The following is a 26,864-nucleotide window of genomic DNA, read 5'->3' as shown; positions in this document are numbered from 1 at the left end:
GGTGCGACGGCTTCGGTCAACGTGGCGGAGAACACCACGGCGGTCACGACAGTGGCGGCGACCGATGTTGATCTGCCGGCACAAACGCTGAGCTACAGCGTCGTCGGTGGAGCGGATGCCGCGAAGTTCTCGATCGTTTCAGGCACAGGCGTGCTGAGCTTTATTTCTGCACCCAACTTTGAAGCGCCGACTGATTCGGGGGCGAACAACGTCTATGACGTGATTGTGAGGGCGTCGGACGGCACGCTGTTTGACGACCAGGCAATCGCGGTAACCGTGACGGGCGTCAACGACAACTCCCCGGTGATCACCTCCAACGGTGGTGGTGCGACGGCTTCGGTCAACGTGGCGGAGAACACCACGGCGGTCACGACAGTGGCGGCGACCGATGTTGATCTGCCGGCACAAACGCTGAGCTACAGCGTCGTCGGCGGAGCGGATGCCGCGAAGTTCTCGATCGTTTCAGGCACAGGCGTGCTGAGCTTTATCTCTGCACCCAACTTTGAAGCGCCGACTGATTCGGGGGCGAACAACGTCTATGACGTGATTGTGCGGGCATCGGACGGCACGCTGTTTGACGACCAGGCGATCGCGGTAACCGTGACGGGCGTCAACGACAACTCACCGGTAATCAGCTCCAACGGTGGTGGTGCAACGGCTTCGGTCAACGTGGCAGAGAACACCACGGCGGTCACGACAGTGGTGGCGACCGATGCTGATCTGCCGGCGCAGACGCTGAGTTACTCGATCCTGAATACGGCCGGGACGGACTTCAGCAAGTTCTCGATCAGTTCGAGTGGGGTGCTGACGTTCACTTCGGCGCCTGATTACGAGAATCCCCAGGATATCGGTGGCACCGACGGCGACAACGCCTACGTTGTGGACGTTCAGGTGGCCGACGGCAATGGCGGAACCGACACGCAGACCATTACGGTAAACGTGCAGAACGTCGTTGAGACACCAGTTGATACCGTAGCGCCGACGGTGACTTCCATAACCGTGTTCACAGCGTCAGGGGCACAGACACAGCTAGGGAACACCGATAGCGGCAAAATAACCATCACGTTCAGTGAAGCTGTGATTAACTTCGATATCAGTGATTTCAGTGTCACCGCAGGCCGCGGAACCCTCAGCAACTTCTCCGGTAGCGGCACTACTTATACAGTGGACTTCACCAGAACCAGCAATGGTTCTGTAAAAGCCAGCGTTGCAAACACCTACACGGACTTGGCTGGTAATACGGGTGTTGCGTACACCTCTAGCGCAAATCTCCCGGCAGGTGTGGCGGGTGAACCCATCAATCTAGCCCTCAACGTTCCGTCGGCCGCTATCAGCGGCCCAATAACGGTGGCCATCAGCGGGGTTCCCTCGGGATGGAGGTTCAATGCAGGTACCGACAACGGTGACGGCACCTGGACCGTGCAAACCAGCGATCCCGCCGCATTGACTGTGACAACTCCAAGCGACTTCGCCGGTGCGTTGGTGCTTGATGTCAACATGCACTGGAGCAACAGCGACGGCATCCCGGCAAGCGCCTATGTGTCCAACAACGTCGAAATCTATGCCCCAGGCGCACCGATCTTCGCCTTGTCCACCGACGACAACCTGACCGGCTCGTCCGGTGCCGACACCTTCGTCTTCGCCCAGCCGATCGGCAACAACGTCATTTACAGCTTCGACGCGGCGGCGGACAAAATTGACTTGATCGGCTTCACGGGCGTCAACGGTTTTGCGGATGTGAGTATCGCCAACGACGCGAACGGCAACGCCGTGCTCAGCATCAGTGCCGACCAGACGATCACGGTCAACGGCGTGGATGCGGCGGCGTTGAGCGCGGCCAACCTGCTGTTCGATGCGAACCCGGTCACGACCAATACAGGCACCATCACCATTGCCGACGGCGCGATCATGCCGTTCGGTGGCAGCATCGACAACAGCGGCACCATAGAGCTCGGCTCCACCGGCAGCGGGACCGACCTTGAGATTCTGTTCCGTGGCGCTACGTTGACCGGTGGCGGGCAAGTGGTTCTGTCCGACAGCGCGCAGAACGTGATCTTTGGTGGCAGCGCGGACACGGTGCTCACCAATGTCGACAACACCCTCTCGGGTGCCGGCCAGTTGGGAGCGGGGCAGATGATGCTGGTCAACTCGGGCCTGATCCATGCCAGCGGCGTCAATGCCCTGGTGATCGATACCGGTAGCAACACCGTCACCAATACTGGCGTGCTGGAAGCCAGCGGCAGCGGCGGATTGGTGATTGAAAGTGCGCTCGCCAACAGCGGTAGCCTGTGGGCGAACGATGGCAACATCACCGTCCACGGAGATGCCAGTGGCGCGGGAAGCGCGACTATCAGCGGTTCGGCGATACTGGAGTTCGGTGCTGCGTCCGATCAGCATGTGACGTTCGACAGCAGCGCGGCAGGCACGCTCAAGCTTGATGTGTCGGCGGCGTTCAGTGGCAGCGTCAGCGGTTTTGCCACGGGCGACAAGCTGGACTTTGGCGATGTCGCGTTCGGCGCCAATACGCAGATCACCTTTACAGCAAATGACACAGGCACCGGTGGCATGCTCAGCGTGAGCGACGGTGCGCATGTGTCGCAGGTCGCGCTGAATGGCCAATACGCGGCGGCGGGTTTGCAGGCGAACGCCGAGGGCAGCGGCAGTGAGCTGGCCTACGATGCTGCGGCGGCAAACCACACGATGCTGGGCGGCCTGGCCAACGACATTCTGGTCGGCGGTGCGGGTGACGATCTGTTTCTCGGCGGGCTGGGCAACGACACGCTCGACGGCGGCTTCGGCAACGATACTTTCATGTTTGCTGCGGCAGGCTTCGGCAACGACTCGATCCAGGGCTTCGACGTCGATCCGACCGGGGGGCAGGACTTGCTCAATATCGCGGGACTGGGGATCACCAGCGAGACGTTTGCTGCCAACGTGAGCATTGCGGCTGACGGGGCGGACACGGTGATAGGGATCGGAGTGGACTCTATTCGCCTTGTCGGTGTTAGCAGTGCAGGTATCGATCAGACGGACTTTATCCTGTCGGCATGATGCTTTTGCTGCTGGCCGCACGTTGCTACACGGTTGCAGACCCCATCGCAAACAAATCCGCGATGGGGTCTGTGGGCGGTGATTTTCTCGTCACTCCACCCGGAGCGAGGGGGCGCCCCGGGATCCCTGCAGTCTCCTATCTCGGGTGTTGCACTATCGGGGCGAGTGCTGGGTGGTGCTCGATGCCTGTCTGCTGGAAAGACTCAGCTAAAGTCCTGGCTGCGGTGGCCTTTGAAACGGGAACTTCAGGGTACTGCCCAGGTCAATTGGGGCCCTGTATTGCAGATGCCGAGCAGCGCTTTGGCCTGTTCTACTTCAGTGCCGTCCGAGATCAGTCGAGTTCGCCCCCTGATGCCTACCAAGAGTTTTCTGTCGGGACTCATCCTGGCGTTCTGCGCCGTCGCGTCGTTTTGTTCGGTTGCCGCCGAGCGAAGAGCGCCCTCGCAGAGTAACAGCGCATCAACCACCCTGATCGAAACCGCCTCGCGGCAGTATGGAAATGGCCAACTGGACCAGGCCGCTGCCACGCTGGAGCGTGCCCTGCATATCCAGCCGAACAATCCCGCGACGTTGCATTACCTCGGTGTGTTGCGTCTGCAGCAGGGACAGTTCCAGCAGGCTGAAACCTTGGCGGCGCGCTCGAACATGCGGGTTGGCCGTAACGTCGAGTTGCGCAACCGCAACTTCCAATTGATCCAGGCGGCGCAGCAGGCCCAATCTTCGGGTAACCCACCCAATGCCAAAGAGGACCTGGTCGCAGTACAGAAGGGGCTGGAAGAGGAGACCCAAAGGCGCCGCGAAGCGGAATTGGCGGGTGTTGAGCAATCCACTCCGGACACTGGGCGCGAGACTGGCTACTTCGCTAGCGCAGAGACAGATCGGGTTTCGGATGCGTCGGCGGCTGGCAGAGCCGGGCCCGAAGGACAATTACAAATGGCTAGTATCGAGCCAGGGCGGGCGTACGCTGAGGTTGAGATTCCCCGCGGCCATTTGCCGCCTCCGGGTAAATGCCGAATCTGGTTTCCTGATCGTCCGCCGGGGCACCAGCCTGCACCCGGCAAATGCAAGAAGCTGCGATATCGGGTGCCGTCAGGAGCCTACCTGGTGCATGGTTGAGTTTCTGGGTGTCCAACATCACGATGGGCATCGGTCAGAACGCTTGAGCACCGCACTGAGGACGCGCTGTCCGTATAAGCCGACGCCAAGACCCGACACGATGAGAACGACGGCAACGATTTTGTTGACTGACAGGCTCTCATTGAAAATTATGACTGAACCGAGCAGTCCGAATACCGGCACCAATAATGACAATGGCGCAACTGTAGACACTGGATATCGTTTCAGAAGTGAATTCCACACCCAGTAGCCGAACAGTGTATTGGGGTATACCTGGAACAGGATCGACAGGACGGCGCGGTAGTCGAGTTGATTCACCAATGCGCTGTAACCCGTCGAGCCGTTAACAGCGTAATCAAGCGCGAACAGTGGGATGGGCGAAAACGCGCTGGACCACACCAGGAAAGCGAAGACCTGGGTGGTCTTCGCTTTTTTGTTGATCACGTTGGCCGCACTCCAGGCGACCGCTCCCAGCAGCACCAAGAACAGCCCGGCCGTCGTTACTGTCCCATCAACAATTGAGATGATGCTCAACAAGCCACAGGAGGCGATAACTATACCCGCAAGTTGGTAGCGGGAAATCGTTTCCTTGAATATCCATGAGCCCAGCAGGATGGTGAAAAACGCGCTGAACTGAAGCACCAGCGAAGCGATGCCTGCTGAAAGACCAGACTTGATGCCAATGTTAACGACGCCCCAAAGTCCGATACCGAAGACTAGACCGTAACCAATGATGTAGCGCCACTGCACATCAGGTTTCGGAATGAAAAAGATCGCTGGAAGTGCGCAAAGCGTAAAGCGAATGCCAGCAAGAATCAGCGGGTCAACGGTGGTGAGGCCCAGTTTGATAACCGAGAAATTCACGCCCCATATGGCAGTAATCGAGATTGCGAGTAGTAGGTGCCCGGCTTTCATACTGATCTTCCTTGAATGTTCGTTGAGAAACGACTTGTAAGAACCCACAGCGCCAAAGCTGTAGCGCTGATCAAGGCGCCCAGTAGGCTGACTGCCATCCAGCCCCAAAGCGCATAAACCTGGGTCGCGGCTGCCGCCCCCAGCGCGCTACCGACCGAGTAGAAGCACATGTATGCACCGACCATGCGACTTTGGGCGTCGGGTCGTGCAGCAAAAATGAGGCTCTGGTTGGTGACGTGTACTGCTTGCACCGCGAAGTCGAGCAAGACCACTCCGCAGACCAGCGCTATCAGGGACGTCTCGGCAAAAGTGATGGGCAACCAGGAAAGCGTGAGGAGCCCCAGCGAAATACCGGTAACTCGTTGTCCCAAACCTTGATCGGCCCAGCGACCGGCTCTTCTGGCAGCAAGGGCACCGGCGACGCCGGCCAAGCCGAACATGCCGATGGCAGTGTGTGAAAGCGACAGCGGCGGAGCGCTCAACGGCAGCACCATGGATGTCCATAGCACGGAAAAAGCGGCAAAGATCAGTAAGGCCAACAGACCCCTGATCCGCAAAACCGGCTCGGTCATGAACAGCTTGAAGAACGACCGGATGAGAGCTTGGTAGGAGTGTTGATTGCGTGGCGACACTGCGCCAGGAACCACTTTCCAGAGCACTGCCGCGATGGTCAGCATCAATCCTGAGGAAACGAAATAAACGGCGCGCCAGCCCGCTAGATCTGCGATCAGCCCAGAGGTAAACCGCGCCAGAAGAATGCCCAGGACAATTGCGCTGGTTACGGTTCCCACTGCCTGCCCACGTTGTGATGGCGTTGCCAGCACGGCGGTATAGGCCACAAGCACCTGAACGACCACTGCCAGTAAGCCCATCACGCTCATGGCTCCCAGCAGGGGCAGCCATTGCTGTGATGCGCCGACTGCCGCCAGCGCAATTGCAGACAACATCACCTGAGTCAAAATCAGCCGTTTACGGTTGACCATATCGCCCAGCGGTACGATGAACAGCAACCCCAGCGCGTATCCAACCTGAGTGGCTGTCACCACGACCCCGATCAATCCTGAGGCGACGCCCAGGCTCTCAGCGATTGAGGCGAGCAAGGGTTGGGCAAAGTAAACATTGGCTACTGCAAGTGCGCAGGTGACGGAAAACAATAACGTGAGCGAGGGAGAAAGCCCCGGAGACCGGTTGGTCCTGCTGCTTTCTCCGGTAACCGTATGCGGCAATCCCGAAGGCTGCCTGGAGAAATGTTTGGTGGCTGAGTCGGCATCTGCTGTCATGCACGCCTCCATGGCGTTAAACTGGTTTCAATTGGAAACTGGTTTTAATTATTGCCAAGTTCGGTTTCAAATTGCAACCAGGTTGCTCCGGATTGATCGACAGACCTGGCAACCCTTATCCAAAAGGTAAATACGATGGTCGAAGGCGCTTCACCGCAAAGCAGCGAATGCCCGGTAGCAAGAACACTGGAGGCAATTGGGGATCGCTGGTCGCTCATGATTATTCGCGACGCATTTGACGACATTCGCCGATTCAGCGAGTTTCAAAAGAGCTTGGGCGTGGCCAAAAATATTTTGGCATCGCGACTGAAAACGTTGGTTGAGGCCGGTGTATTCGACGTTCGACCGGCGTCAGATGGAAGCGCCTACAAGGAGTACGTCCTTACGGACAAAGGACGGGAGATCTTTCCGGTTGTGGTCAGTATGAGGCAGTGGGGCGAACGTTTCCTGTTCAAGCCGGAAGAGGCGCGTTCTGTGCTGTTGGACAATGAGTCCGGACAGTCTCTGATGCCAATTGATGTTCGCTCATCAAGCGGTCAAAAACTTGGGCCGTCTGACTGCCACAGGGTGAGACTTGTTGCCATCGGGGCGTGAATCGACCCATAGCCGACGCTCACCGAATGAATGACTCAATTGGAGGCCAGACGGTTACATAGCATCGCATTGAACATCACGCTTAAAGGACGATGGCTACGATCCTGCTCAGAAGCGCCATGCCATGTCTGACGGCAGGCAAATTACTGAGCTGCTAGTGTTAGTCAGCACGCCGTCAAAGTCTCAGCAGTCTCATGGGGCATCCGGCGCTATGCCTACGCTGTTGTTCATCGGCGGCGGGGTAATCCAAGGTGTTTCAAACCGATCGAATGGTTCTGAACCGAGGAAAAAATCATGGCGAAGGTACTTGTTCTCTATTACTCAATGTACGGTCACCTCGAAACGATGGCTGGCGCAGTGGCCGAAGGCGCACGATCCGTACCCGGCACCGACGTGACGCTCAAGCGTGTCGCCGAAACCATTCCGGCCGAACAGGCAGCTGCCATCGGCGTCAAACTCGACCAGAAGGCACCGGTGGCGACACCTGACGAACTGGCGAATTACGACGCCATCATCTTTGGCACACCGACGCGCTTTGGCAATATGGCAGGACAGATGCGTACGTTTCTCGACCAGACCGGCGGACTGTGGATGAGTGGTGCTCTCGTTGGGAAGATCGGCAGCGTTTTTGCTTCGACGGGAACCCAACATGGTGGCCAGGAAACCACTATTACGTCGTTCCACAGCACACTCCTGCATCAGGGGATGGTCATCGTGGGTGTGCCTTATTCCTGTGCAGGGCTGACTAACATGAGCGAGATCAGCGGCGGTACGCCCTATGGCGCGACCACCCTGGCAGGTGCCGACGGAAAACGACAACCGTCACAGAATGAACTGGATATTGCGCGCTTCCAGGGTAAGCACGTCGCTGAGCTTGCAATAAAGCTCGCGGGTTAATCCGTGATGGCCTAGCACTTTCAAATGATTGGTGCGACGGTTGGCAAACAAAAAAGCACACAGCGCGACTGCGCTGCACCAGACGCCGTGACCACCTGCGCTGTCGCGGTGTTGGTGCCGCGACCGATGAGTTCAGGCGAGCTGAAAATCCGACTTTTTCAACAGAATCGGCCGATTTCTGCCTTCCCCGATCGGCTGAAACCGACCCAAACTTATCGCTCGGACATTATGGTATCTCGATGCCAGAGCGTCGGAAAAAGCTCGTGCTCCATAGGTACATCTGATGCCAGAGCATCTTTAAGCCCTGGAAAGTCTGGTGAGGTGGCCCAAGGTCTCGGCGCATGCCGCACGTCATCGCCTATGACCCTCACTGAAAACGCGCGGCGACGGTTATGCCCGCCCACGCCAGCAGAGGCATGCAAGGTCAACATGTTGAAACACACCATGTCCCCCGGCGACAACGTCCATCCGAGAATGGGAAAGTCCTCGCGATGGCTTTCAATATCCGGTAGCTCGCCTAGTGTTCCCTCGGAGAACCATTTGGCCTGGCTGTCCATGAAGGACCGAGGCATCAACCAGGGCCCCTTGTGTGAGCCAGCGATGAATTCGAGGGTCGATTCCCTGGGCACGGGGTCGACTGGAATCCAGAAACTCACGGTGTCTGAACCCGTGATGTTGTAGTAAGGCTGGTCCTGGTGCCAAGGCGTGCGTTGGCGCGTATTGGGCTCCTTCACCAGCAAGTGATCATGGTGCAGGCGCACCTGTTGGCTGTTCAGCAGGGCGGCCGCGATTGGGGCGATGGCGGAGTTGAAGATGAAGTCGCGATAGTGCGCATTCTCTTGCCAGTTACAAAAGTCCTCGAAGAACCATCCAGGATCCGTAGGGCTGCTCGCCACTTTTGCGCGAGGGCTGGGATGGGCAAGGTTGCGCTCGATGCCTTGCGTCAGTTCGCTGATTTGCTGCGCAGTAAACGCATTACGGATACACACTGCACCATCAGTTTGAAAGGCACGCACAGTCTCGTCGCTGACGGGGAAGGCAAAACGAGATTCACCGCGTTGTGTCATTTCGTTCATGGGGACTACCTCATTCGCCGTAAATATCGAAGTTGAAGTACTGCTTCGCGATCTGGTCGTACTGGCCTGATTGACGAATACTGGCAATGGCCGTGTTCAGCTGCTCTCTGAGATCAGGCTCGTTTTTTCGGACACCGATAGCAACGCCATCGCCAATGATGCTTTTGTCGGTGATGGGCTCACCGGCGAAGGCAAAGCCCTGGCCTTGAGGCTTTTGCAGTAATCCGATGTCGGCTTGTACCGAGGCCTGGAACGAGGCATCCAGGCGTCCGGTGATGAGGTCTGAAAACACCTGGTCCTGGGTTTGGTAGGAAAGGATATCGACGCCTTGGCGGCCCCATTGCGACTTGGCATAACTTTCATGTAGCGAGCCTTGAACCACCCCAACCGACTTGCCTTTCAATGATTCTGCCGTCGGCAGCAATCCGGTGTCTTTTTTAGCAACGAGAGAAGACGGCGCGGTGTAGATTTTGTGGCTGAAATCGACCTGCTGGCGACGTGCCTCGGTGGCGCTGAATGCAGACAGGATGGCGTCAAATTTCTTCGCCTTTAACGCCGGGATCATGCCGTCGAAGGTCTGCTCGACCCAAATACACTTGACCCGCAACTCGGCACATAGGGCATTGCCCAGGTCGATATCAAAACCACTCAATGAACCATCTGGCTGCTTTTGCTCGAAAGGTGGGTAGCTAGGGTCGACGCCGAATTTGATCACCGGTTCTGCCTGCGATAGCGGGGTGATGATCAACCCGAACAGCAGGGTGATGTATTGAAATTTGCATAGTTGCATGATGACCTCATTTTTTATTGGTTTTCACGGTTTGGCAGGTCGTTGCTCAAGCGTCGAGTGGCAAGAAGGCCTCAGTCAACTTGACCCAATAGCCAGCGCCCCGAATCAGGATGTCGTCATTGAAGTCGTAGCGAGGGTCGTGAGCCATGCAGCTCTGTTCACCGTCGCCATTGCCGATGATCAGATAGCTGCCAGGGCATTGCTGCAGGAAGTAGGCGAAATCTTCGCTGCCATTGAAGGGCACGATGTCGTTCATCACCTCGTCCTCACCGAGCCAGTCGATGGCCACCTGGCTGGCAAACCGGGTCATTTCTTCGTCATTTACCAGCAAGGGGTAGTCGGCACTGTAGTCGATCTCGGCGGTCGCGCCGAATACCTGCGCCTGGGTGTGAATGAGGTGTTTTATCTGACTCTCCAGGCGGTCCCGGACGGCGTTGTTCAGTGAGCGGACGGAAATCAGCATGTGTGCACTGTCCGGGATCACGTTGGACGCCTTACCTGCGTTAATGGCCCCGACGGTGATAACGCTCATTTCCTGAGGTGAAATGTTGCGCGAGACGATTGTCTGCAAGGTCATGACGATGCTTGCGCAGACCACCACAGGGTCGACGCTCAGATGCGGCATCGCGCCGTGACCGCCTTTTCCATGAATCGTGACATTGACCTGGTCGGCGGAGGCCATGAAGGGCCCGGCTCGGAACCCGAGTTTTCCGACAGGGTAACCAGGCATGTTGTGTGCGGCGAACACTGCATCGCAGGGGAACTGTTGCAGCACACCTTCCTGAATCATTCGTCGGGCGCCGGCCAGACCTTCTTCGGCCGGCTGGAAAATCAGGCGGACCGTGCCATCGAACGGATGGCCATGGGCGAGGGCGTAGGCGGCGGCGAGGAGCATGACCGTATGCCCGTCATGGCCACACGCGTGCATCTTGCCCGGTATCCGGCTTGCATAGGGGAGCCCGGTTTTTTCCAGAATAGGCAGTGCGTCCATGTCAGCCCGTATGCCGATCACACGCGAACTGGTGCCTTTCTTCAGCGTGGCGATGACCGCAGTTTCGGCGAAGCCGCGCGTCACGTCATAACCCCATTTGATCAATCGTTCGGCTACCAACTCACTAGTCTCGACCTCCTGATAACCGAGTTCAGGGTTGGCATGGATCTGGTGGCGCAGTTCGCGCATTTCCTGCTCAATCTCTTTTAACAGCGTGATGGACTGTGTCATTGGCAGCGTTTTTCCTTGGTGACCAAGAGGAGAAACCAGTCTGTCGCAAGGGCCACATCCTGCGATGGCTTACGGCATCATGCGTTTCATCAAAGTGCCTGGGCTTTTTCTGGTACGTTCTTTTGATGAGGTTCGAAGCCCAGGTGGTGTTGGTCCGAGAGTAGAGGGCCAAGGCAGCAGCTGACAGGCAATCGAAAGTGAACAAGGCAACCCAGGGTTAACACCGGCGGACACTATGAAGTTCTATCAACTTAATGCACTGGTGGCGGTGGCCGATGCGGGCAGTATCCGCGGCGCTGCAAAAAGGCTCGACACTTCACCGGCAGCGGTCACCAAGGCCATCCAGAAGCTTGAGGCAGACACCGCGACACAATTGCTGATCCGTAATACCTCAGGGATTGTGTTTACCGAACTCGGCAAGAAGCTGTTGATTCAGGCACGTCTGCTGGTGGCACAGATGGTCAGTGCCCGTCAGGTATTGCCTGATTGCAAGGGGGAGCTGGTGGGGTGCTTGTCGGTCGCCGTGACACCCTGGTTGGCGATGACGCTCATGCCCAAATCCGTCGTGCGTTTTCGCCAGCTGTTTCCAAATGTTCAACTTGAGTTGTATGAGGGGCTTTCATCGGTCGCGTGTCCGCTGCTGCGGGATGCGAGCGTCGATCTGTTTATCGGACGGCTTGATACCCGGTTTTCCAGTGCCGACCTGACCTATCTGCCGCTGTTTACGGCCGATTGTGCGGTGGTGGCCCGCCAGCAACACCCGTTGTCGAACAGCAGGACCATGGAGGATCTGGCGTCGGCTGACTGGATACTGGCCTCGCAACAAGACGGAACGATTTCGACGCATGGGCATGTGCATTTCGCCCATTCGCTCTCGATCATCTTGAGCTTGCTGCGTGAAACCGACATGTTGAGCATCTTTCCCTGGCCGCTGGTGGAGATATGCGCTCAGCGCGAAGGCTTGTGCGCCTTGCCTCTGCGCGAGCCGGTCGGCAGTGCCTCGGTGGGCGCCATCAGCCGAAGCGGGCAGCCACTGCGGCCGGCGGCCGAGCGGTTTCTGGAGTGTCTGATCGAAACCATTCACCTGGAGATGGGGCATGCGCATTCTCCTTATCGGCGCATGTTGCAGACCGTCGATTTACTGGTCTGAGAGCTGTTATCGAAACTCAGTCGGACGTCACTGGTTTCATCGTCAAACCTCACTGTCCGCTCCTTGCCGGTTTCCGCCTGTCATGACTGGCAAAAATAGACCCAAAGGCGAACTTCGTTCCTGCTCGCCAGACGGCCGGAAAGCCGACATACAAGGGGTTAGGCGGCTGCTTGTCTGCGCGGTGCCTGTCGTGCGCGAGCGAGCCGCCCGCCTTTAGCCGAGTTGCTCGGCAAGCCCGACGATGATGCCCTCAGGCCCACGAATATAGGCGAGCCGGTACGATTTCTCGTACTGCATCTGGCCAATGAGTTCTGCGCCATGGGCCTGCATCCGCGCAACGGCAGCATCGATGTCATCGACGGCAAACATGATGCGACGAAGACCCAAAGCGTTCACTGGGGTGTCCACGGGCCCAAACCTGACTGCGTTTGGCGTGTGGAATTTGTCCAGTTCAATTCCCTGCCCATCGGGAGTCCGCAGCATCGCGAGGGTGGCTCGGACGTCTCCAAGCCCTATGAGGCTTCCGATAGAGGGTCCTTCAACCGTGGTTTGGCCCTCCAGCTCGAGGCCCAACTCGATAAAGAACGCCTTCACCGCTTCGAGATCGTCGACAACTATCAGGACGTTGTCCATTCGCTTGACTGTCATGTCCTTCGGTCCCTCCTTCAACGGTGTCTCCCGAAGTGATTGTCAATCTGGGGGAGAAAGTTTGACTTCGTTTTGCAACAACTCCAAGGCCCGGTCGAAGTCGAAGCGTTCAAGCTGCTGAGCGACCAGGCTCAGACGCTTGGCCAGCGCATCATCGAGAGACAGGCGACGCATTTCGTCAAGCGCTGCTATGGCTGCGGTATCGCTCTCGGCCAATAGCTGCCGGAGCCTGGCAAGCCGTTCACGAAGTTTTGCTCTGAGCGGCAGCGCCAGCTCCCCTGGCGCCGGGTTAGCTTCCCCTAGGCGTGACAGCGCGCTCATTACCGGCATCAAACATTGTTCAACCTCGGCCAGATTAACGTGCACCACGGTACTTGGCTCGTCAGCCCGGCATGCTTGCTCAAGCTGTGCTGCGGCCTGCGCCACAGCCTTGGCACCGATGTTCCCGGCGGTACCGCGCAGGCTGTGGGCCATGCGCATGGCTGCTGTCGTGTCGGGTTCGGCGAGTGCCGTCTGGAACTGTTCGACGAAGTTCATCTGGGTCGCGTGGAATTTGCGCAACAGTCGCAGGTAAAGGCTAATCTTGCCCGAACAAGCGGCAAGCCCGGCGACCTGATCGATACCTTCAAGCTCGGCGGGCAACTGTTCGGATGTGTCAGGAACGGTCACCTCCTGCGCCCGGCCCCCACGCCCGAGCCGTGGCTTGATCCACCTGGCAAGGGTGGCGAACATGGCGTCTACATCCAATGGCTTGGACAGGTGGTCGTTCATGCCGCATGCCAGGGCGCGCTCGCGGTCGCCAGCCATGGCGTCGGCAGTCATGGCGATGATCGGCAACGCCGCGAAGTTCGCTTGCTGGCGAATTCTGCGAGTCGCTGTATAGCCGTCCATCACGGGCATCTGACAGTCCATCAGCACACCGTCGAAGTCGCTGTCACACGCCAACAGATCAAGGGCCTGCTGACCATCGCAAGCCAGCTCGAGCTCGATTCCCGCCCCTTGCAACAAGTCGCAGGCCAGTTCCCTGTTCAGTTCGTTGTCTTCCACCAGCAGCAGCCGTGCTCCCTTCAGGCGCGCCATGTTGTCAGCACTCTGTTCGTTGCGCTCACTGGCCCGGGTTCCGATCTGTGGCACTTTGCCGAACACTGTACCTATGGCTTCGAGCAGGGTGGACGGGGTGACCGGTTTGGTCAGCACCACCGGTAGTTGCACTTGCTGGAGTTTGGCCTGTTCAAGCAATTCCTCGCGATCAAGGGCGGTGACCATGATGACTGAAGGCGTGCGTATCAGGTTGGCGGACCGCATCTGGCGGACCGTCTCCACCCCATCCATGCCCGGCATGCGCCAGTCCATCAGTACCAGGTCGAAAGGCAATAAATTGTGCTCGGCTTGCGCCAACATGCGCAGGGCCATACGACCACTTTCAGCGACGTCCACTTCGACACCGAAGCTGTGCGCCATGCCCGAGAGAATCTCACGGGCACTGGCGTTGTCATCGACCACCAGCACGCGGATGCCCAGCAACTCATCGGCGGTGAACATGCGTCGCGCAGGAGCATCTGCCTGCATGCCCAGACTCACGCAAAAGTGAAACGTCGAACCGCTGCCCAGTACACTTTCGACCCAGATGCGTCCTCCCATCAGCTCCACCAGACGCTTGGAAATTGACAGACCCAGGCCGGTCCCTCCGTACTTGCGAGTCGTGGAACTATCGGCCTGGATGAAGGACTGAAAAATTCTCTGGCACTGCTCTTCGCTCATGCCGATACCTGTGTCACGCACCCAGAAATGCAGTTCCACCTTGCCCTCATCACTTCCAAGGCGCTCAATGCCCAGCACAATTTCACCTTGCTCAGTGAATTTCGTCGCGTTATTGCCCAGGTTGGCCAGGACCTGTCCCAGGCGCAGTGAGTCGCCAATCAGTGCGGTCGGCAAATCGGCGACCGTGCTGTAGAGCAGCTCGAGGCCTTTATCCTCGGCCTTCAGGCCCACCACATTGGTGAAGTTCTCCAGCACGTCTTCCAGGCGGAATGGAATAAGCTCCAGATCCATCCTGCCGGCCTCGATCTTGGAGAAATCGAGGATGTCGTTGATGATCCCCAGCAGGTTCTCCGCCGAGCGATGCACCTTCACTATGTAGTTGCGTTGCCGATTATCGAGCTCGGTGCGCAGCGCCAGGTGACTCATGCCGATAATGGCATTCATCGGCGTGCGGATTTCATGGCTCATGTTGGCGAGGAACTCGCTCTTGGCCCGTGTCGCCTCTTCGGCGATCTCCCGGGCGTGCTGCACTTGCGCCTCGGCGGCCTTGCGGTCGGTGATGTCGTAATACCAACTGGCACTGATGCTGCGCTCACCAAGTGTCAAGGGTACGGCCGAGAGCAAGACCTCGAAACGCTCTCCTTCATCGCGCTGCAGGCTGGCCTCGAAGTTCAAAACCGCCCCCCTGGCGGCCGCGTCCAGGAAGCGGCCGCGTGCTTGTGCGTCGCACCAGAAGTGACTTTCATCTATGTCGCCAAGCTGCTCGCGGCTGACGCCGAACAGGCTCTCCAGCTCCGGATTGCAGTAGCTCAGGCGGCCATCATCGCCACGGATCAGCATGGCCACCGGACTGCTGTCCAATACCGCACGCAACTGCGTTTCGCTGGACTTGAGCGCCGCTTGCATCTGCCGTCGCTCACTGACATCGCGAACAGAAGCGCAGATGCACGTACCGCGCCCCTCCAGAAGCGGCAAGTGCGAGAGGCCGATCTCCACGGAAAAAAGGCTGCCGTCCTTGCGGACGCCTTTGAGGTCATCCAGGTTCGCGCCCATCTGGCGGGTACTGCCATGGGCGATGAAGCCATTGCGCAAGGTCACGTGCCGCCCGCGCGCCGCGTCAGGCACCAGCCGCTCGATGGTCTCGCCCACCAACTCACCGGTGGCGTAACCGAACAACACGTCCAGTTGCGGGTTGGTCATCAGGATCGCGCCCTCGGCATTGATGACGATCATGCCGTCCGGCGCCGCCTCGAGGATCGCGCGATACCAGGCCTTGGTGGCACGCAAGGCGCTCTGCTGCGCTTCAAGCTCTTTCGACTGCAGCTCCAGCCGCAAGGCTTGCTCACCCATTTCGTCGGCCTGGCGCCGGGTCTCGATCAGCAACGATTGCACTGCCAGATTGCGCTCCATCACGGCCATGGCTGCGGCCAACCGTGGCATGGCTTCTTGCAGCAGTGCCTGCTCACGTGCGCCCAGCGGTAGATAACCCGTCAGCTCGAGCACGCCGAGCAGACGTTCACCGCGTAAAACCGGTTGCACCAGCAGATAGCTCGCCGGCACCTCACCCAGTTGCGAATGCAACCGACCGAACGGCTGGGCAAGCCCCTGCAATTCAAGCGGTGCACGATCCAGCGCGCACTGTCCCAGCAGACCGGCCCCCAGGACCACAGTCGGTGCAGGCGGATAATCCGGGTCGGTCGCGTAGCCGCCAATCAGCTGCAAGTTGTCCTCCTTCTCTTGCAGGCTGTAGATCACACCCCGGCATATGCCGAGCATGCTCGCCATATGCCGCAGAAAAACCTGAGCCAGCTCGTGCGGTGTTTCCGCTTGTGGCAGGTCGGCTTGAAGCTGTTCTGTCTGCGCTTTGACCCAGCGCTGGCGCTCCAACTGTTGCGACTCGGTCTGCAGCGTTGCGATTGCACGCGCCAGATCGCCGGTTTCATTTTGCAGATCGGTATGGGGAATCGTCCCGTCCAGTCGGCCAGCGGTCAGCTCGTCAACGGCGGCGCGCACCCGATCAAGGGGCAGGCGAATCGAACGGCTGATCAACCAGCCCATCAACAACGCCAGTGTCAGACCGCCCAGCAGCAATTCATAAGTGAGCCGGGTGCTGCTCCCGGCAAACTCTGCGATCTGTTTGGCCGTGTCATGAATGGAGGTTTCCTTGATCTGAGCCATCTGTTTCAGCAGGTCGTCACCCCGTTCATCCAACCTCTGGAACTCGTCACTATTGATCAGCCGAAAGGCTTGCGCTTGATCCCCCGCGTCGGCCAGTTCCAGTGCCGCCTCGCCATCGTGTTGCAAGCGCTCCAGCAATACCTCGAACGTGGCGAATCGCTCCAGGTTTTCCTGGCGCCAGAGGGTCGGCTGTGTCTGGAGCAGAGCCTCTTGAAGATGTTGTCGAGCCTCACGAAATTGCGCGACGCCCTTGATGCGCACATCCTCGCTGTTGCCGCCGACGGCACGCTGCAGAGCCTGCATCAGATGCGGCATCTGCACCCTCGCTTCCTGCAATTGCCCGATGCCGGCCAACTCTTGCTGATACAGCCTCTGCATATCCTTTTTCAACGATTCCTGGGTGCGCAGGCTCTGCACGCCGAGCACCAAAACCAGCGCCCCTAACGTCGCGAAACCGAGGATCAACTTGATGCGCAGGGGCAGTTTTTCCAGCAGGGCGAGCACTCTGGTCATTGGAGGTCCCCGTTGATGTAAAACCGGCGTGTGACCGTTCAGGGTTTCTGGGTATTGCGTTGCAGGTCGACCAGCCTGGTCATGTCCTGGTCGCTGTCTGCAAAACACTTGGCGATAACGTGAAATTGCTCGGCATTGGCAAGGAAAGCATCACAGACATTCGGATCGAAGTGGATCGCACGCCCCTGCCGAATGATCTCCACGGCCTGTTCGTGCGGCATTCCCGCCTTGTACACACGACGACTGATTAGCGCGTCATAGACATCCGCCACCGCCATCAATCGGGCACTGAGCGGAATTTCTTCGCCAGCCAGCCCCTGCGGGTAGCCGCTGCCATCCCATTTTTCCTGGTGGCTGTAGGCGATTTCCTTGGCCACGCGCAGAAAGTCCACCGAAAGGCCCAACTGATCCTCGGCACGCTGAATGGCATCGCGCCCCAAGGTGGTGTGGGTTTTCATGATTTCAAATTCTTCCGGGGTGAAACGACCCGGTTTAAGCAGGATGTGATCAGGAATGCCGATCTTGCCGATGTCGTGCAGCGGTGCGGACCTGAACAGCTGGCGGATGCTGTCATCGTTCAGGAATGGATTGAAACGCGGATGGTCGCGCAGCAGTTCGGCCAGCAGTTTGACGTAGTGTTGGGTACGACGGATGTGATTGCCCGTCTCGTTGTCGCGGGTCTCGGCCAGCGAAGCCATGGCCTGGATAGTGACATCCTGAATGGCTACCACCTCACGGGTACGACGCTGGACTTCCTGTTCGAGAAAGTCGTTCTGATCGCGAAGGAAGTCAGCAGCAGCCTTGATCTTCAGTTGGGTCTGCACCCGCGCCAGGACCAATGGCGGACTGATCGGCTTGGTGATGTAGTCGACCGCGCCCAGCTCCAGGCCCTGGATTTCGTTTTCCATTGACGCCAGGGCAGTGAGAAAAATGATTGGAATCTGGCGGGTGCGCGGATCTTGCTGCAGCTGCCGGGCCACCTCATGACCCGACAGCCCCGGCATCATGATGTCGAGCAGGATCAGGTCCGGCAGCGGATTATTTTGCAGCACGCGCAAAGCCGCTTCGCCGCTGTTGGCGGCTTTGACCCGATACCTGTCCCTGAGCAGGTCGGTCATCAGCATCAGATTGTCTGGCGTATCATCGACCACCAGAACGGTGGCCGCAGGATAGACATCCTGTTCAATACCCATGTCTTTGGCTCCGCTGCCCTATGAAGAAGGATTGCGCAAAGTCCCTCTATTGCAGACAAGCGTAGCTCTATTCATCGCAATTGCTGGCGACGAACCAAGACATTGAATCGCCTTGATTTAGTACTCACACACTGCAACCGACTGCTTATCACCGATTTCTGCCTGTCGCGAAGGGCCTCAAATGGCCGATTGCTGTCTGTCAGGAAGGTCCGGTTCCGGCCCATAGCTGCCGATCAGCTTTGACTGAAACGGGCTCGATTGCTGCCTTTCCAGAGAGGCAATTAACGATTCTCTATAGTCGTTCAGTCTTTGATCGCACTGTAATCCCCTCGGGACTGACACGCGGCGTCGCCAACGTTAACCTTTCGATACTCCCACTGAGACTCGCTTTGCAGCTCCAGGACTTGCCAATGGAATTGCTCCAGAGAGGCATTGTGGCCGACGCTGATCAGGATCGACTCCGGTAGTGTTTGTTTAAGCAACTGATAGCAGCGCGCCTCGTTCACTGAATCCAGCGCCGAACTGCTCTCGTCGAGGAACAGCAGCGCGGGGCGGGTCATCAACGCCCGTACAAAGGCACAACGCTGCAATTCGCCAATGCTCAGGGTCTGAGCCCAGTCAAGTTCCTGATCCAGGTGTTCGCTCAGGTGTTGCAGGCCGACTTGCTGCATGGCCCAGCGCAGAGCAGTGTCTTTTTCGTGATGGGGCGGATGGGGATACCAGAGAGCCTCTCGAAGGCTGCCCAGCGGCAGATAGGGTTTTTGCGAGAGTGTCAGGGTCCGCTCTCGGTCGTAAGCGGTTGAACCGCTAGCATGAGGCCAAAGCCCTGTGATCGCACGAATCAGCGTCGACTTGCCGTAGCCGGACGGGGCATTGATCAACAGGCTGTCGCCGGGTTGGAGTGAAAGATTAAAGCCTGTGAGCAAGCGCCGGCCATTCGGCAACCAGATGTCCAGGTCCTTGATATGGAAGCCTTTGGACTGTTGACCAACGATGACCTTCGACTCGACCTCGAGGCTATCCAGTCGCTCCTGGAAACCGACCAGCCGGTCGATCACCGATTTCCACTCGGACAGTTCCGGGAACACTTCAACCAGATAAGCGATGGCCGCATGCACTTCGCCGAAGGCGGCGCTTATCTGGGTCAGGCGGCCGAGTGAGAATGCGCCGGCAAAAAACTGTGGCGCCATGATGAACATCGGAATGACGGTGGCGCTGCGCAAGTAGAACGTTGAATAGCCCATGACCAATTTCTGTTTTTTCACCAGCGCCCAGAAGTTTTCCAGGGCCGCCTCCAGCCGTTGATTGAAACGGAGGTTTTCCACGGTTTCGCCTCGGTATTGAGCGACCGAATCGGCATTTTCTCTCAGACGCATCAGCGAGAACCGGAAATCCGCTTCGCGCCGTTGTTGCATGAAATTGAGTCGTGGCAATGCGCGTCCCAGCCAGAACGCGAAGCCCGTGCCCAATAGCGCGTAAACCAGAGCGATCCATACCAGCAACCCCGGAATGACCAAGGATTGGCCGGCGAACGGAATACTGACCAGGCCGGAAGCCTGCCAGAGGATATGCAGGAAGGAAAACAGCGAGACCACGGATGTCAACAGTCCCAAACTCAATTTGAGCGATTTGATAATGAATAGATCGATGTCCTCGGCGATCCGCTGATCGGGGTTGTCGACGTCGGCCCCGGTCAGCTTCATTTTCTGGTAACGCTGGCTATCCAGCCATTGATCGAGCATGTTCCGCGTGGCCCAACGGCGCCAGCGCAATGTCAGCTTCTGCTGGAAGTGAAACGCAGCCACGGTGAAGGTGGCGGTACCGATTTGCAGCAGGATGAACTGGAGGCCGCCGAGGATAAAACCTTGGTAGTCCTTGTCCTGCAAGGCATTGTAAAAGTGCAGGTTCCAGAAGTTGGTGAGGATATTGATCCCCACCAGGCACAGTGTCATCAGCACCGTAGCGACAAGCAGCAGCAGGGCCGGATACTTTTGTTCGGATAACCAGAAAGGTCGAGCGAGACGCCAGAAATTGTGGAGTGTGTGCATGTGGTCCTGGGGAGCCCGGTCGCTGGCGACGTTGAGTTTGAAAGGGAGGGGAGGTAGGATTCGCCAATGCTAATCGTTTGCATTAATTAGGGAAAGTCGCGGGAGAGCCGTTATCGAATTCCCAGAATGGCTTAACCAGACCTGGCCGCCGATACAGCGGGTAATCCGTAGTGATCCTGGTGACCCGCCTTTCATACGCTTGAGCCGAATGGCCGACTCCGTCGTGCTGCAACCACTGCTGACCCGATTCGCCCTGCTTTATCCAGGAGTGAACCGTGCAGCCGTGGTTTCACAGTGGTCGATGAACTATATGAGCATCGTCCTGCCCGCCGCCCTGGCCTGTGTTCTCACGCGTCATCACGCGATCGATTTCTGGGGCGAGGAGACCGTGCTGTTTCACGATGACGGTCAGCCACAGGCACTGGGGCTGGCCGCCCATTTACCGACCCTGCCCCCCGAAGACCGAGCAGCCTACTGGTCGCGGTTGATCCACGAGCATCTGACACCGCTTTTCACCACCCTGGCCGCCGCCGGTGGCCTGGCCCCGAAAGTATTGTGGGGCAATATGGTCGCCATCTGGGACGGTGCCTTTGCGAGAATGGATGCCAATTTGTCCAGGGATGGATTCGCCGAGGCGCATCAGTGGCTGGAGTCGGCCACGGTGAATGACGGGCGCCTGAAGTTACGGAGCCTGCAGCGCATGGTCGAGTCACCTGCGCCGGACATTTGTGCCCAACTTCCATTGCGCCGACATTGCTGCCTGCATTACCAGTTGCACGAGTCCATTGAAGGTGAGCCACCCGTGCTATGCGAGTCGTGCCCCAAGCTGCATCGATTGCCGGTGGCAGAACAGGTGAGTTACCTGCACTACATCTATGCCGACGATTGAACGACTCACCGTGCGATCCTTTCTTTATGGACAGACCTTGGCCAGTGCCGGTGCGTCTGCATCGTTGCTCGGTGTGATGTCGCTGAGCATCCCGTTTTCGATGCGGATCAGTCGGTCTGCCAGGCCAAAGTAAGTATCGTCATGGGAGATAACGATCACCAGTTTTTGACGCTCTCGCAGGTCCGACAGGATCCTGTTGTAGAAGAAGTGCTTGAACACCGGGTCTTGGTCGGCCGCCCACTCATCGAACAGATAGCAAGGACGGTCCTCCAGCCAGGCGCTGAGTAAGGCCAGGCGTTTGCGTTGTCCGGTGGACAGAGCCAAGGTCGTCAGCTGTCCATCCTCGATACGCACCTTATGGTCCAGTTGCAGGTGAATCAGGTATTCCTGAGCCTGCTGCACCCGCTGCGGGTCATCGCCGTTCAACAGATCTTCGAACAGGCAAAAGTCGGTAAAAATCGCCGAGAAGTGCTGCCGATAATGATGATTGCTGTTGGCTGAAGACACTTGTTCGTCGAGCACGATGTCACCGCTCTCTGGCCGGTAAAGGCCGGTCAGCAACAAAGCCAGGGTGGTTTTTCCGCTGCCATTGCCGCCAGTGATAAACACCACTTCGCCGGCATTGAGGGTGAGGTCTACGGGGCCAAGAGTGAAATGACCGTCCTCGCGTTCGCGATAATAAGTATGGGTGACTCGCCGGCAGACCAGGCTGCGAACCTGGGGCTGAGAGGGCCTCTGCGCGGTATCGCTGACGGTTCGCAGTTCGCCTTCCAGGGCGCGGATCTTGTTCAGTGCGATGCTGGCACGGCCCAGAATGGGCAAGGCATGCATCAGCTCAGATAGCGGAGTAATCATGTAGAGGATGGTCAGGATATAGCCGGTGGCCAGACTGGCACTCATGTCGATAAAGCGCGGCGCAGCGAACAGCACCACGCCGATCAGCATGTAGAACACCGCATTTCCCCAATTGAGCACGACAGCGTAGATGCTCATGCCGCGCACGAAATCCCGACGGTATTGCTGGCTTACAGGTAGCAGCAGGCGAGTGAAGAAGCGTTGTCGACGCGGATGGTTGAGCTGCAATTCCTTGCTGCCGTCGGTAAGCAGGCGGTATTGATCGAACAACTGATCCTTGAGCTCACGAGCGCGCGCGATCGACGTCAGTGCCTGACGCTGCGGCCAATTGAAACTGAGGCTGCCCAGGACGATCAGCAATAGCGTCAAACCGAGTAGCGGCAAACTGAGCCAACCCAGATAGGCCAGGCAAGCGGTGATGATCCCGGTGTTGACCAGCAAGATTGGAACCAGCTCAACCGCTTGGCTGATGGTCTGTGTATCGTCGGTCAGCATAGTCAGAAGACGGTGTTTGCCCAGGCGTTGCAACTGCGCGTAAGGCGTATCGATCAGCTTGGCACTCAGGTGCAGACGCATATCGTGGACGGCACCCTGTCCCAGTCGCAGCAGGCTTACGTCTGATGCCCCCCGTGACACGACTACCAACCCCACCAGTGCGACAAAATACAGACCATCCGCGGGACGCAACTGATCAAACACTTCCAGGCTGTGGTTGATCAAGGCAATCAGGCCCGCTGCCGCCAGCCCACAAATCAGGCCCGTCAGGGTCGCGATCAAAAGCGCGAGCCATGAGCGTTTGGCCATGAGTATCAGCAAATCCATTTCAAGCCGCTCCGCAAGTGATGATGGCCGCAAGGCGCGCAACCCGTTGCCGCTGCAAAGCTACCGATCAGCTTAACCACTGCGAGTGGAAAGCAACCAACGCTGAGAGTAACGGCAGAAAACGCCTCAAAATACTGACACGGATTGTATTCGGCCTGATACATGTTGGCATGATAAATACAAATGAGACGAGTTATCAAAAGCGTTTAAATCCGCATTTCTTTAGATTAGACTCCCGCCAGCTGTAGGAAAGTGGCGTTATCGACGTAAGAAAAAGCCACAAAACATCTGTCGCAGGGGAGCGGGGCGTGAATTTCAAAAAGAATACAATTGCGTGGGCTGTGGGGTCGGCGGTCTGCCTGGCAAACAGCGCATGGGCAGCCGAGCAGTCGAACACAATGGAGATCGCTCCGATCACGGTGACCGGTGAAAAGATCAACCGCTCCCTGGAGAAAACCCAGTCGAGTGTCGTTGTGGTGACCGGCAAGCAACTGCGCGAGAAAGAGGACCACGACCTGGTTGATGTGTTCGCCCGTACGCCGGGTGTCTACAACCAGTCCGGTAACGAAAACTGGGGTATTCGAGGCGTGCCGGTATCCGGTTTCGAAGACCAGGGCCCGGCCACGCTCAACGGTGCGGTTTCGGTGTTCGTCGACGGCGCCGTGCAACCGAACCGCGCACTGACCCTCAGCCCGATGCCGCTGTGGGACGTCGAGCAGGTCGAAGTGTTCCTCGGTCCGCAGTCCACTACCCAGGGCCGCAACTCGCTGGCCGGTGCGGTCGTCATCCAGACCAGGAACCCGACTTTCGAACCGAGCCTTTCATTACAGGGCAACATGGGCAACTACGGTGAGAGCGGAGGGGCGCTTGCCGGTGGTGGCGCGATCGTCGATGACAAGATCGCCGGTCGTATCGCCGTGGATTACCAGGACGGTGACGGTTACATCGACAACATCGCACTCGATAATGACGCCAACCCGACCCGCACCTACAATGCCCGTGGAAAACTGCTGATCCTGCCGAACGACGATCTGGATGTGCTGCTGACTTACGCCCACGGTGAAAGCCGCAAGGGCGACAACTCGATCATGCGTGAAAACGGCAAGGCCCGCTATTACAAGATCTCATCCAATACCGACGCGTTTGACAAACTCAGCCAGGACACCGTCAGCGCCAAGGTGGATTACCGCCTGGACGACAACTGGTCCATTACCAGCCTCACCGCCAATACCCGATCGGACTATGACGCCCGCCTGGACTTCGACCAGACAGCCGATGCCAACGAGGTCGTTCTGCGCAAGCAGGATGGTGACCTGTTCAGTCAGGAGCTGCGCCTGAACTACACCGGTGACACGGTGAAGAGCTTCATGGGTGTCTACTACGGCCATAACACCAACAACTTCCACGACCGGTTGTTGTTTGACAACGAACTGGTCGGCACCGTCAAGGGCGATACGACGATAGAAAACAAGGCGGTGTTCGGTGAAATCGACTGGACGTTCGCCCCGCGCTGGACACTGATCACCGGGCTGCGCTACGACCACGAGAAGAACGACACCGATATCGAACAGGACGACTTCTCCACCTCGGGCAAAACCAGCAAGTCGTTCGATGCCCTATTGCCGAAGCTGGGTATCGACTATGAACTGGCTGCCAATCAGTACGTAGGCTTTATGGTGCAGAAAGGCTATCGCGGCGGTGGCGTCAACGTTCGTACCGGTACCGGTCACGAAGCTTACGATCCGGAATACACCACCAACTACGAGTTGTCCTACCGCGGCTCGTTCTTCGACCAGACCCTGCGTACCCGCGCCAACCTGTACTACACCGACTGGAAAGACCAGCAGGTCAGTGTGCTGGATCCGGGCACCGAGTTCGTTCACGTGTTCAACGCCGGGCGCAGTGACATCAAGGGCCTGGAAGTCTCCGTCGAGAAGGACTTCACCGAACAGCTGACCCTGAACGCCGGTGCCTCCGTCACCGATGGCAAGTTCAAGGACTTCGTCACGGGCGATGGCCGGGACATGAGCGGCCAGGACTTTCTGTTTTCGCCCAAATACAAGATGTCGCTGGGCGCTACCTATCGCTGGAACGATCGCCTGACTTTCAACACGGATGTCGTTTACCAGAGCACTACCCCGTCGGAATACGAGTTTGATGACGCCGGTCAAGTCATTGGTGAACGCAAGAGCGACAGCTACTGGCTGGCCAACTTCAACACCGAGTACAAGATCACCAAGAACGTCGCCGTATCCGGTTACGTGAAAAATGCCTTCGACAAGGAATACATCACCAACAACCGCGGCGGCGACATCATCGATGCCGGTGCCCCGCGCACGCTGGGCCTGATCCTGCGCTACGACATGTAAACCCATGGAAGCGGGGAAGGAATCCCCGCTTCCGGTTTCAAGACGGTCGTCACCCTCAAAAGAGAAAGATGGGTGCAGTGACGCGAACAATCTGTGAGTGGATAAGCATTCTCTTGATCGGCTGCTAATGGCCGAAGGCGCTTGGTCGCCAACGGCTGCATTCGGCCACTCTCGTAGAGCAGGAGCTATTGTTAGTTGGGCGCGTTGAGTCGGATACACGGACAGCCCCTGAAGGCTCCAACTACCGGGGAAGAACGGCACGCAGTGTGCCAATCGTTCCTGAACCTGAAAGGCTCATCTTATGCAGTTTCGGTGCATTATTTTTGCACGATAGCCATCCGACGACCGCTCATGAAGCACAGGAAGCCACCCATCGCGGTCAATGCGCTCAAGGCATAGAACATCGTGGGTGCCGGGGTGTGCATCAGCAGGTAGCCACAAATCACCGGGCTCAGGGCGCCACCGAGAGCCGCCAGGTTCTGGGCGCCGTAGTAACTGCCGCGCAGCTCTTCCGGGGCCAGGGTATCGACGAAGAGGAATTCGGCCGGGTAAATGATCACTTCACCGAGGGTGAAAATGAACATCGCCACGCACCAGCTCACCATGTTGTCGGCCAGGCTGAAGCCGATCAGGCCAAGGATGAACAGGCTGGTGCCCCCGGCAATCCAGTAGCGCAGCTTCTCGCGATTGAGGAACCGGCCGATCTGGTACTGCAGCAGGATCACGCTGATGGCGTTACAGGCGAGCAGGGCGGCCATGATTTCCAGGGCGCGTTTGGAGTCGTGGGTCACCAGCAGGTATTGCGACAAGTAGAGGGTGAAGCGCCCATGCACCACAGTGCTGAGCAGGCAGCCGCAAGTGAACATGATCAGGGTGCGGTCGTTTTTCAGGGTCACCAGAGTCTTGAGGAAACTTTGCGGTTGGCCAATGGCCGGTGTCTGCGCTGCATCCCTGGGGATGCCTATCATCAGGAAAATACTGGAAAACGCGATGCCGCCGGCGATCAGGAACGGCGCAATCGGATAGACCCCGGCGATCACCACGCCAAGCATGGGACCGGTGGCATAGCCGATGTTGGTCAGGGTGTAGCGCAGGGAAAACGCCTTGGCGCGCTGGCCCATGGGCAGGTTTTCGCTGAGGATCGCTTTTGAACCGATGAGGAACAGCGCTGACGCTGTCTCGGTGACCACCAGGGTCATGGTGGTCAGGTAGAGGTTTTCGGCAAAGGTCAGCAGTACGAAACCGATGGAGCTGGAGAGCATTGCCAGGATCAGCAGTCGGCGCTTTTCCAGGCGATCGATGACATAGCCGCCATACAGAGCCAGCAGGGTAGCGATGAACACCGCGATGCCGAGCAGCAAGCCGACGTCTTGTTGGTTGAGGCCCAGCTTGTTGCTCAGGAACAGCGTGAGCAACGGACTGGTAATGGCGCGGCTGACCACGATGGTCAGTGAAACGATCATCAAGCGGCGAATAACGAGCGAGTAAGTGGCCACG

The 26,864-nt window shown here is 58.0% G+C and carries 18 protein-coding genes; 7 read left to right on the top strand and 11 right to left on the bottom strand.

Annotated elements, in window-relative coordinates; genetic code table 11:
- Positions 1 to 3,051 (top strand): beta strand repeat-containing protein (locus AC07XF_RS24930; protein WP_495028611.1); only part of this gene is annotated, 3,051 nt, incomplete at its 5' end.
- Positions 3,052 to 3,402: 351 nt separating this feature from the next.
- Positions 3,403 to 4,167: a tetratricopeptide repeat protein gene (locus tag AC07XF_RS24925; protein WP_495028610.1), complete on the top strand. Its 765-nt coding sequence runs from the start codon at positions 3,403 to 3,405 to the stop codon at positions 4,165 to 4,167.
- A gap of 18 nt (positions 4,168 to 4,185) precedes the next feature.
- Here the strand turns inward: AC07XF_RS24925 and AC07XF_RS24920 are convergent, their stop codons facing one another.
- A complete protein-coding gene (locus tag AC07XF_RS24920; protein WP_495028609.1) occupies positions 4,186 to 5,082 on the bottom strand; it encodes an EamA family transporter in 897 nt (298 codons plus the stop codon).
- Positions 5,079 to 6,362, bottom strand: a complete 1,284-nt coding sequence (locus AC07XF_RS24915; RefSeq protein WP_495028608.1) for an MFS transporter — start codon at positions 6,360 to 6,362, stop codon at positions 5,079 to 5,081. The genes AC07XF_RS24920 and AC07XF_RS24915 overlap by 4 nt, the downstream gene beginning before the upstream one ends.
- A gap of 135 nt (positions 6,363 to 6,497) precedes the next feature.
- On the opposite strand from AC07XF_RS24915, the gene AC07XF_RS24910 reads away from it, so the two are divergent.
- Positions 6,498 to 6,956, top strand: a complete 459-nt coding sequence (locus tag AC07XF_RS24910; protein WP_495028607.1) for a winged helix-turn-helix transcriptional regulator — start codon at positions 6,498 to 6,500, stop codon at positions 6,954 to 6,956.
- Between the two features lie 294 nt (positions 6,957 to 7,250).
- Entirely contained in the window at positions 7,251 to 7,853 is a 603-nt protein-coding gene (gene wrbA, locus AC07XF_RS24905; RefSeq protein WP_495028606.1) for an NAD(P)H:quinone oxidoreductase, read from the top strand.
- Between the two features lie 212 nt (positions 7,854 to 8,065).
- Here the strand turns inward: wrbA and AC07XF_RS24900 are convergent, their stop codons facing one another.
- From AC07XF_RS24900 to AC07XF_RS24890, 3 genes are read right to left on the bottom strand one after another with little or no spacing between them, the layout of a single operon-like run.
- On the bottom strand, positions 8,066 to 8,929 hold the full coding sequence (locus AC07XF_RS24900; RefSeq protein WP_495028605.1) for a phytanoyl-CoA dioxygenase family protein: 864 nt from the start codon (positions 8,927 to 8,929) through the stop codon (positions 8,066 to 8,068).
- A gap of 10 nt (positions 8,930 to 8,939) precedes the next feature.
- Positions 8,940 to 9,719, bottom strand: coding sequence for an ABC transporter substrate-binding protein (locus AC07XF_RS24895; RefSeq protein WP_495028604.1), 780 nt, complete (start codon positions 9,717 to 9,719; stop codon positions 8,940 to 8,942).
- A gap of 46 nt (positions 9,720 to 9,765) precedes the next feature.
- Positions 9,766 to 10,941, bottom strand: a complete 1,176-nt coding sequence (locus AC07XF_RS24890) for a M20 aminoacylase family protein (RefSeq protein WP_495028603.1) — start codon at positions 10,939 to 10,941, stop codon at positions 9,766 to 9,768.
- A 235-nt stretch (positions 10,942 to 11,176) separates the two neighbouring features.
- Between AC07XF_RS24890 and AC07XF_RS24885 the strand changes: the two genes are divergently transcribed.
- Positions 11,177 to 12,091 carry a LysR family transcriptional regulator gene (locus AC07XF_RS24885; protein WP_495028602.1) on the top strand — a complete coding sequence of 305 codons (915 nt, stop codon included), beginning with the start codon at positions 11,177 to 11,179 and terminating at the stop codon, positions 12,089 to 12,091.
- Positions 12,092 to 12,304: 213 nt separating this feature from the next.
- Here the strand turns inward: AC07XF_RS24885 and AC07XF_RS24880 are convergent, their stop codons facing one another.
- The 4 genes from AC07XF_RS24880 to AC07XF_RS24865 form a co-directional block, all read right to left on the bottom strand.
- Positions 12,305 to 12,739, bottom strand: a complete 435-nt coding sequence (locus tag AC07XF_RS24880) for a VOC family protein (protein ID WP_495028601.1) — start codon at positions 12,737 to 12,739, stop codon at positions 12,305 to 12,307.
- A 42-nt stretch (positions 12,740 to 12,781) separates the two neighbouring features.
- Positions 12,782 to 17,191: a response regulator gene (locus tag AC07XF_RS24875; RefSeq protein WP_495028600.1), complete on the bottom strand. Its 4,410-nt coding sequence runs from the start codon at positions 17,189 to 17,191 to the stop codon at positions 12,782 to 12,784.
- A 38-nt stretch (positions 17,192 to 17,229) separates the two neighbouring features.
- The gene (locus tag AC07XF_RS24870) at positions 17,230 to 18,384 is read right to left on the bottom strand and encodes a response regulator (RefSeq protein WP_495028599.1); all 1,155 of its coding nucleotides are present in this window, start codon (positions 18,382 to 18,384) and stop codon (positions 17,230 to 17,232) included.
- 302 nt (positions 18,385 to 18,686) lie between these two features.
- A complete protein-coding gene (locus tag AC07XF_RS24865) occupies positions 18,687 to 20,432 on the bottom strand; it encodes an ABC transporter ATP-binding protein/permease (RefSeq protein WP_495028598.1) in 1,746 nt (581 codons plus the stop codon).
- 208 nt (positions 20,433 to 20,640) lie between these two features.
- Here AC07XF_RS24865 and fhuF point away from each other — a divergent pair, with 208 nt between their 5' ends.
- Complete coding sequence (fhuF, locus tag AC07XF_RS24860) at positions 20,641 to 21,321, top strand: siderophore-iron reductase FhuF (RefSeq protein ID WP_495028597.1); 681 nt, start codon at positions 20,641 to 20,643, stop codon at positions 21,319 to 21,321.
- A gap of 24 nt (positions 21,322 to 21,345) precedes the next feature.
- On the opposite strand, the gene AC07XF_RS24855 is transcribed toward fhuF, so the two are convergent.
- Positions 21,346 to 22,998 carry a cyclic peptide export ABC transporter gene (locus tag AC07XF_RS24855; protein WP_495028596.1) on the bottom strand — a complete coding sequence of 551 codons (1,653 nt, stop codon included), beginning with the start codon at positions 22,996 to 22,998 and terminating at the stop codon, positions 21,346 to 21,348.
- A gap of 308 nt (positions 22,999 to 23,306) precedes the next feature.
- Between AC07XF_RS24855 and AC07XF_RS24850 the strand changes: the two genes are divergently transcribed.
- Entirely contained in the window at positions 23,307 to 25,367 is a 2,061-nt protein-coding gene (locus AC07XF_RS24850; RefSeq protein WP_495028595.1) for a TonB-dependent receptor, read from the top strand.
- A 317-nt stretch (positions 25,368 to 25,684) separates the two neighbouring features.
- On the opposite strand, the gene AC07XF_RS24845 is transcribed toward AC07XF_RS24850, so the two are convergent.
- On the bottom strand, positions 25,685 to 26,863 hold the full coding sequence (locus tag AC07XF_RS24845; RefSeq protein WP_495028594.1) for an MFS transporter: 1,179 nt from the start codon (positions 26,861 to 26,863) through the stop codon (positions 25,685 to 25,687).
- Position 26,864 lies beyond the last annotated feature (1 nt).

The sequence above is a fragment of the Pseudomonas sp. GW821-FHT01C01 genome (assembly GCF_059422645.1).
This window is presented reverse-complemented; position numbering and strand designations above follow the sequence as displayed.

Bases quoted from the DNA above. Each gene is read 5' to 3' on its own strand.
- AC07XF_RS24920 (WP_495028609.1), bottom strand. From the start codon at position 5,082: ATGAAAGCCGGGCACCTACTACTCGCAATCTCGATTACTGCCATATGG.
- AC07XF_RS24900 (WP_495028605.1), bottom strand. From the start codon at position 8,929: ATGAACGAAATGACACAACGCGGTGAATCTCGTTTTGCCTTCCCCGTC.
- AC07XF_RS24870 (WP_495028599.1), bottom strand. From the start codon at position 18,384: ATGGGTATTGAACAGGATGTCTATCCTGCGGCCACCGTTCTGGTGGTC.
- AC07XF_RS24910 (WP_495028607.1), top strand. From the start codon at position 6,498: ATGGTCGAAGGCGCTTCACCGCAAAGCAGCGAATGCCCGGTAGCAAGA.
- AC07XF_RS24855 (WP_495028596.1), bottom strand. From the start codon at position 22,998: ATGGATTTGCTGATACTCATGGCCAAACGCTCATGGCTCGCGCTTTTG.
- wrbA (WP_495028606.1), top strand. From the start codon at position 7,251: ATGGCGAAGGTACTTGTTCTCTATTACTCAATGTACGGTCACCTCGAA.
- AC07XF_RS24915 (WP_495028608.1), bottom strand. From the start codon at position 6,362: ATGACAGCAGATGCCGACTCAGCCACCAAACATTTCTCCAGGCAGCCT.
- AC07XF_RS24865 (WP_495028598.1), bottom strand. From the start codon at position 20,432: ATGCACACACTCCACAATTTCTGGCGTCTCGCTCGACCTTTCTGGTTA.
- AC07XF_RS24875 (WP_495028600.1), bottom strand. From the start codon at position 17,191: ATGACCAGAGTGCTCGCCCTGCTGGAAAAACTGCCCCTGCGCATCAAG.
- AC07XF_RS24895 (WP_495028604.1), bottom strand. From the start codon at position 9,719: ATGCAACTATGCAAATTTCAATACATCACCCTGCTGTTCGGGTTGATC.
- AC07XF_RS24885 (WP_495028602.1), top strand. From the start codon at position 11,177: ATGAAGTTCTATCAACTTAATGCACTGGTGGCGGTGGCCGATGCGGGC.
- AC07XF_RS24880 (WP_495028601.1), bottom strand. From the start codon at position 12,739: ATGACAGTCAAGCGAATGGACAACGTCCTGATAGTTGTCGACGATCTC.
- fhuF (WP_495028597.1), top strand. From the start codon at position 20,641: ATGGCCGACTCCGTCGTGCTGCAACCACTGCTGACCCGATTCGCCCTG.
- AC07XF_RS24925 (WP_495028610.1), top strand. From the start codon at position 3,403: ATGCCTACCAAGAGTTTTCTGTCGGGACTCATCCTGGCGTTCTGCGCC.
- AC07XF_RS24890 (WP_495028603.1), bottom strand. From the start codon at position 10,941: ATGACACAGTCCATCACGCTGTTAAAAGAGATTGAGCAGGAAATGCGC.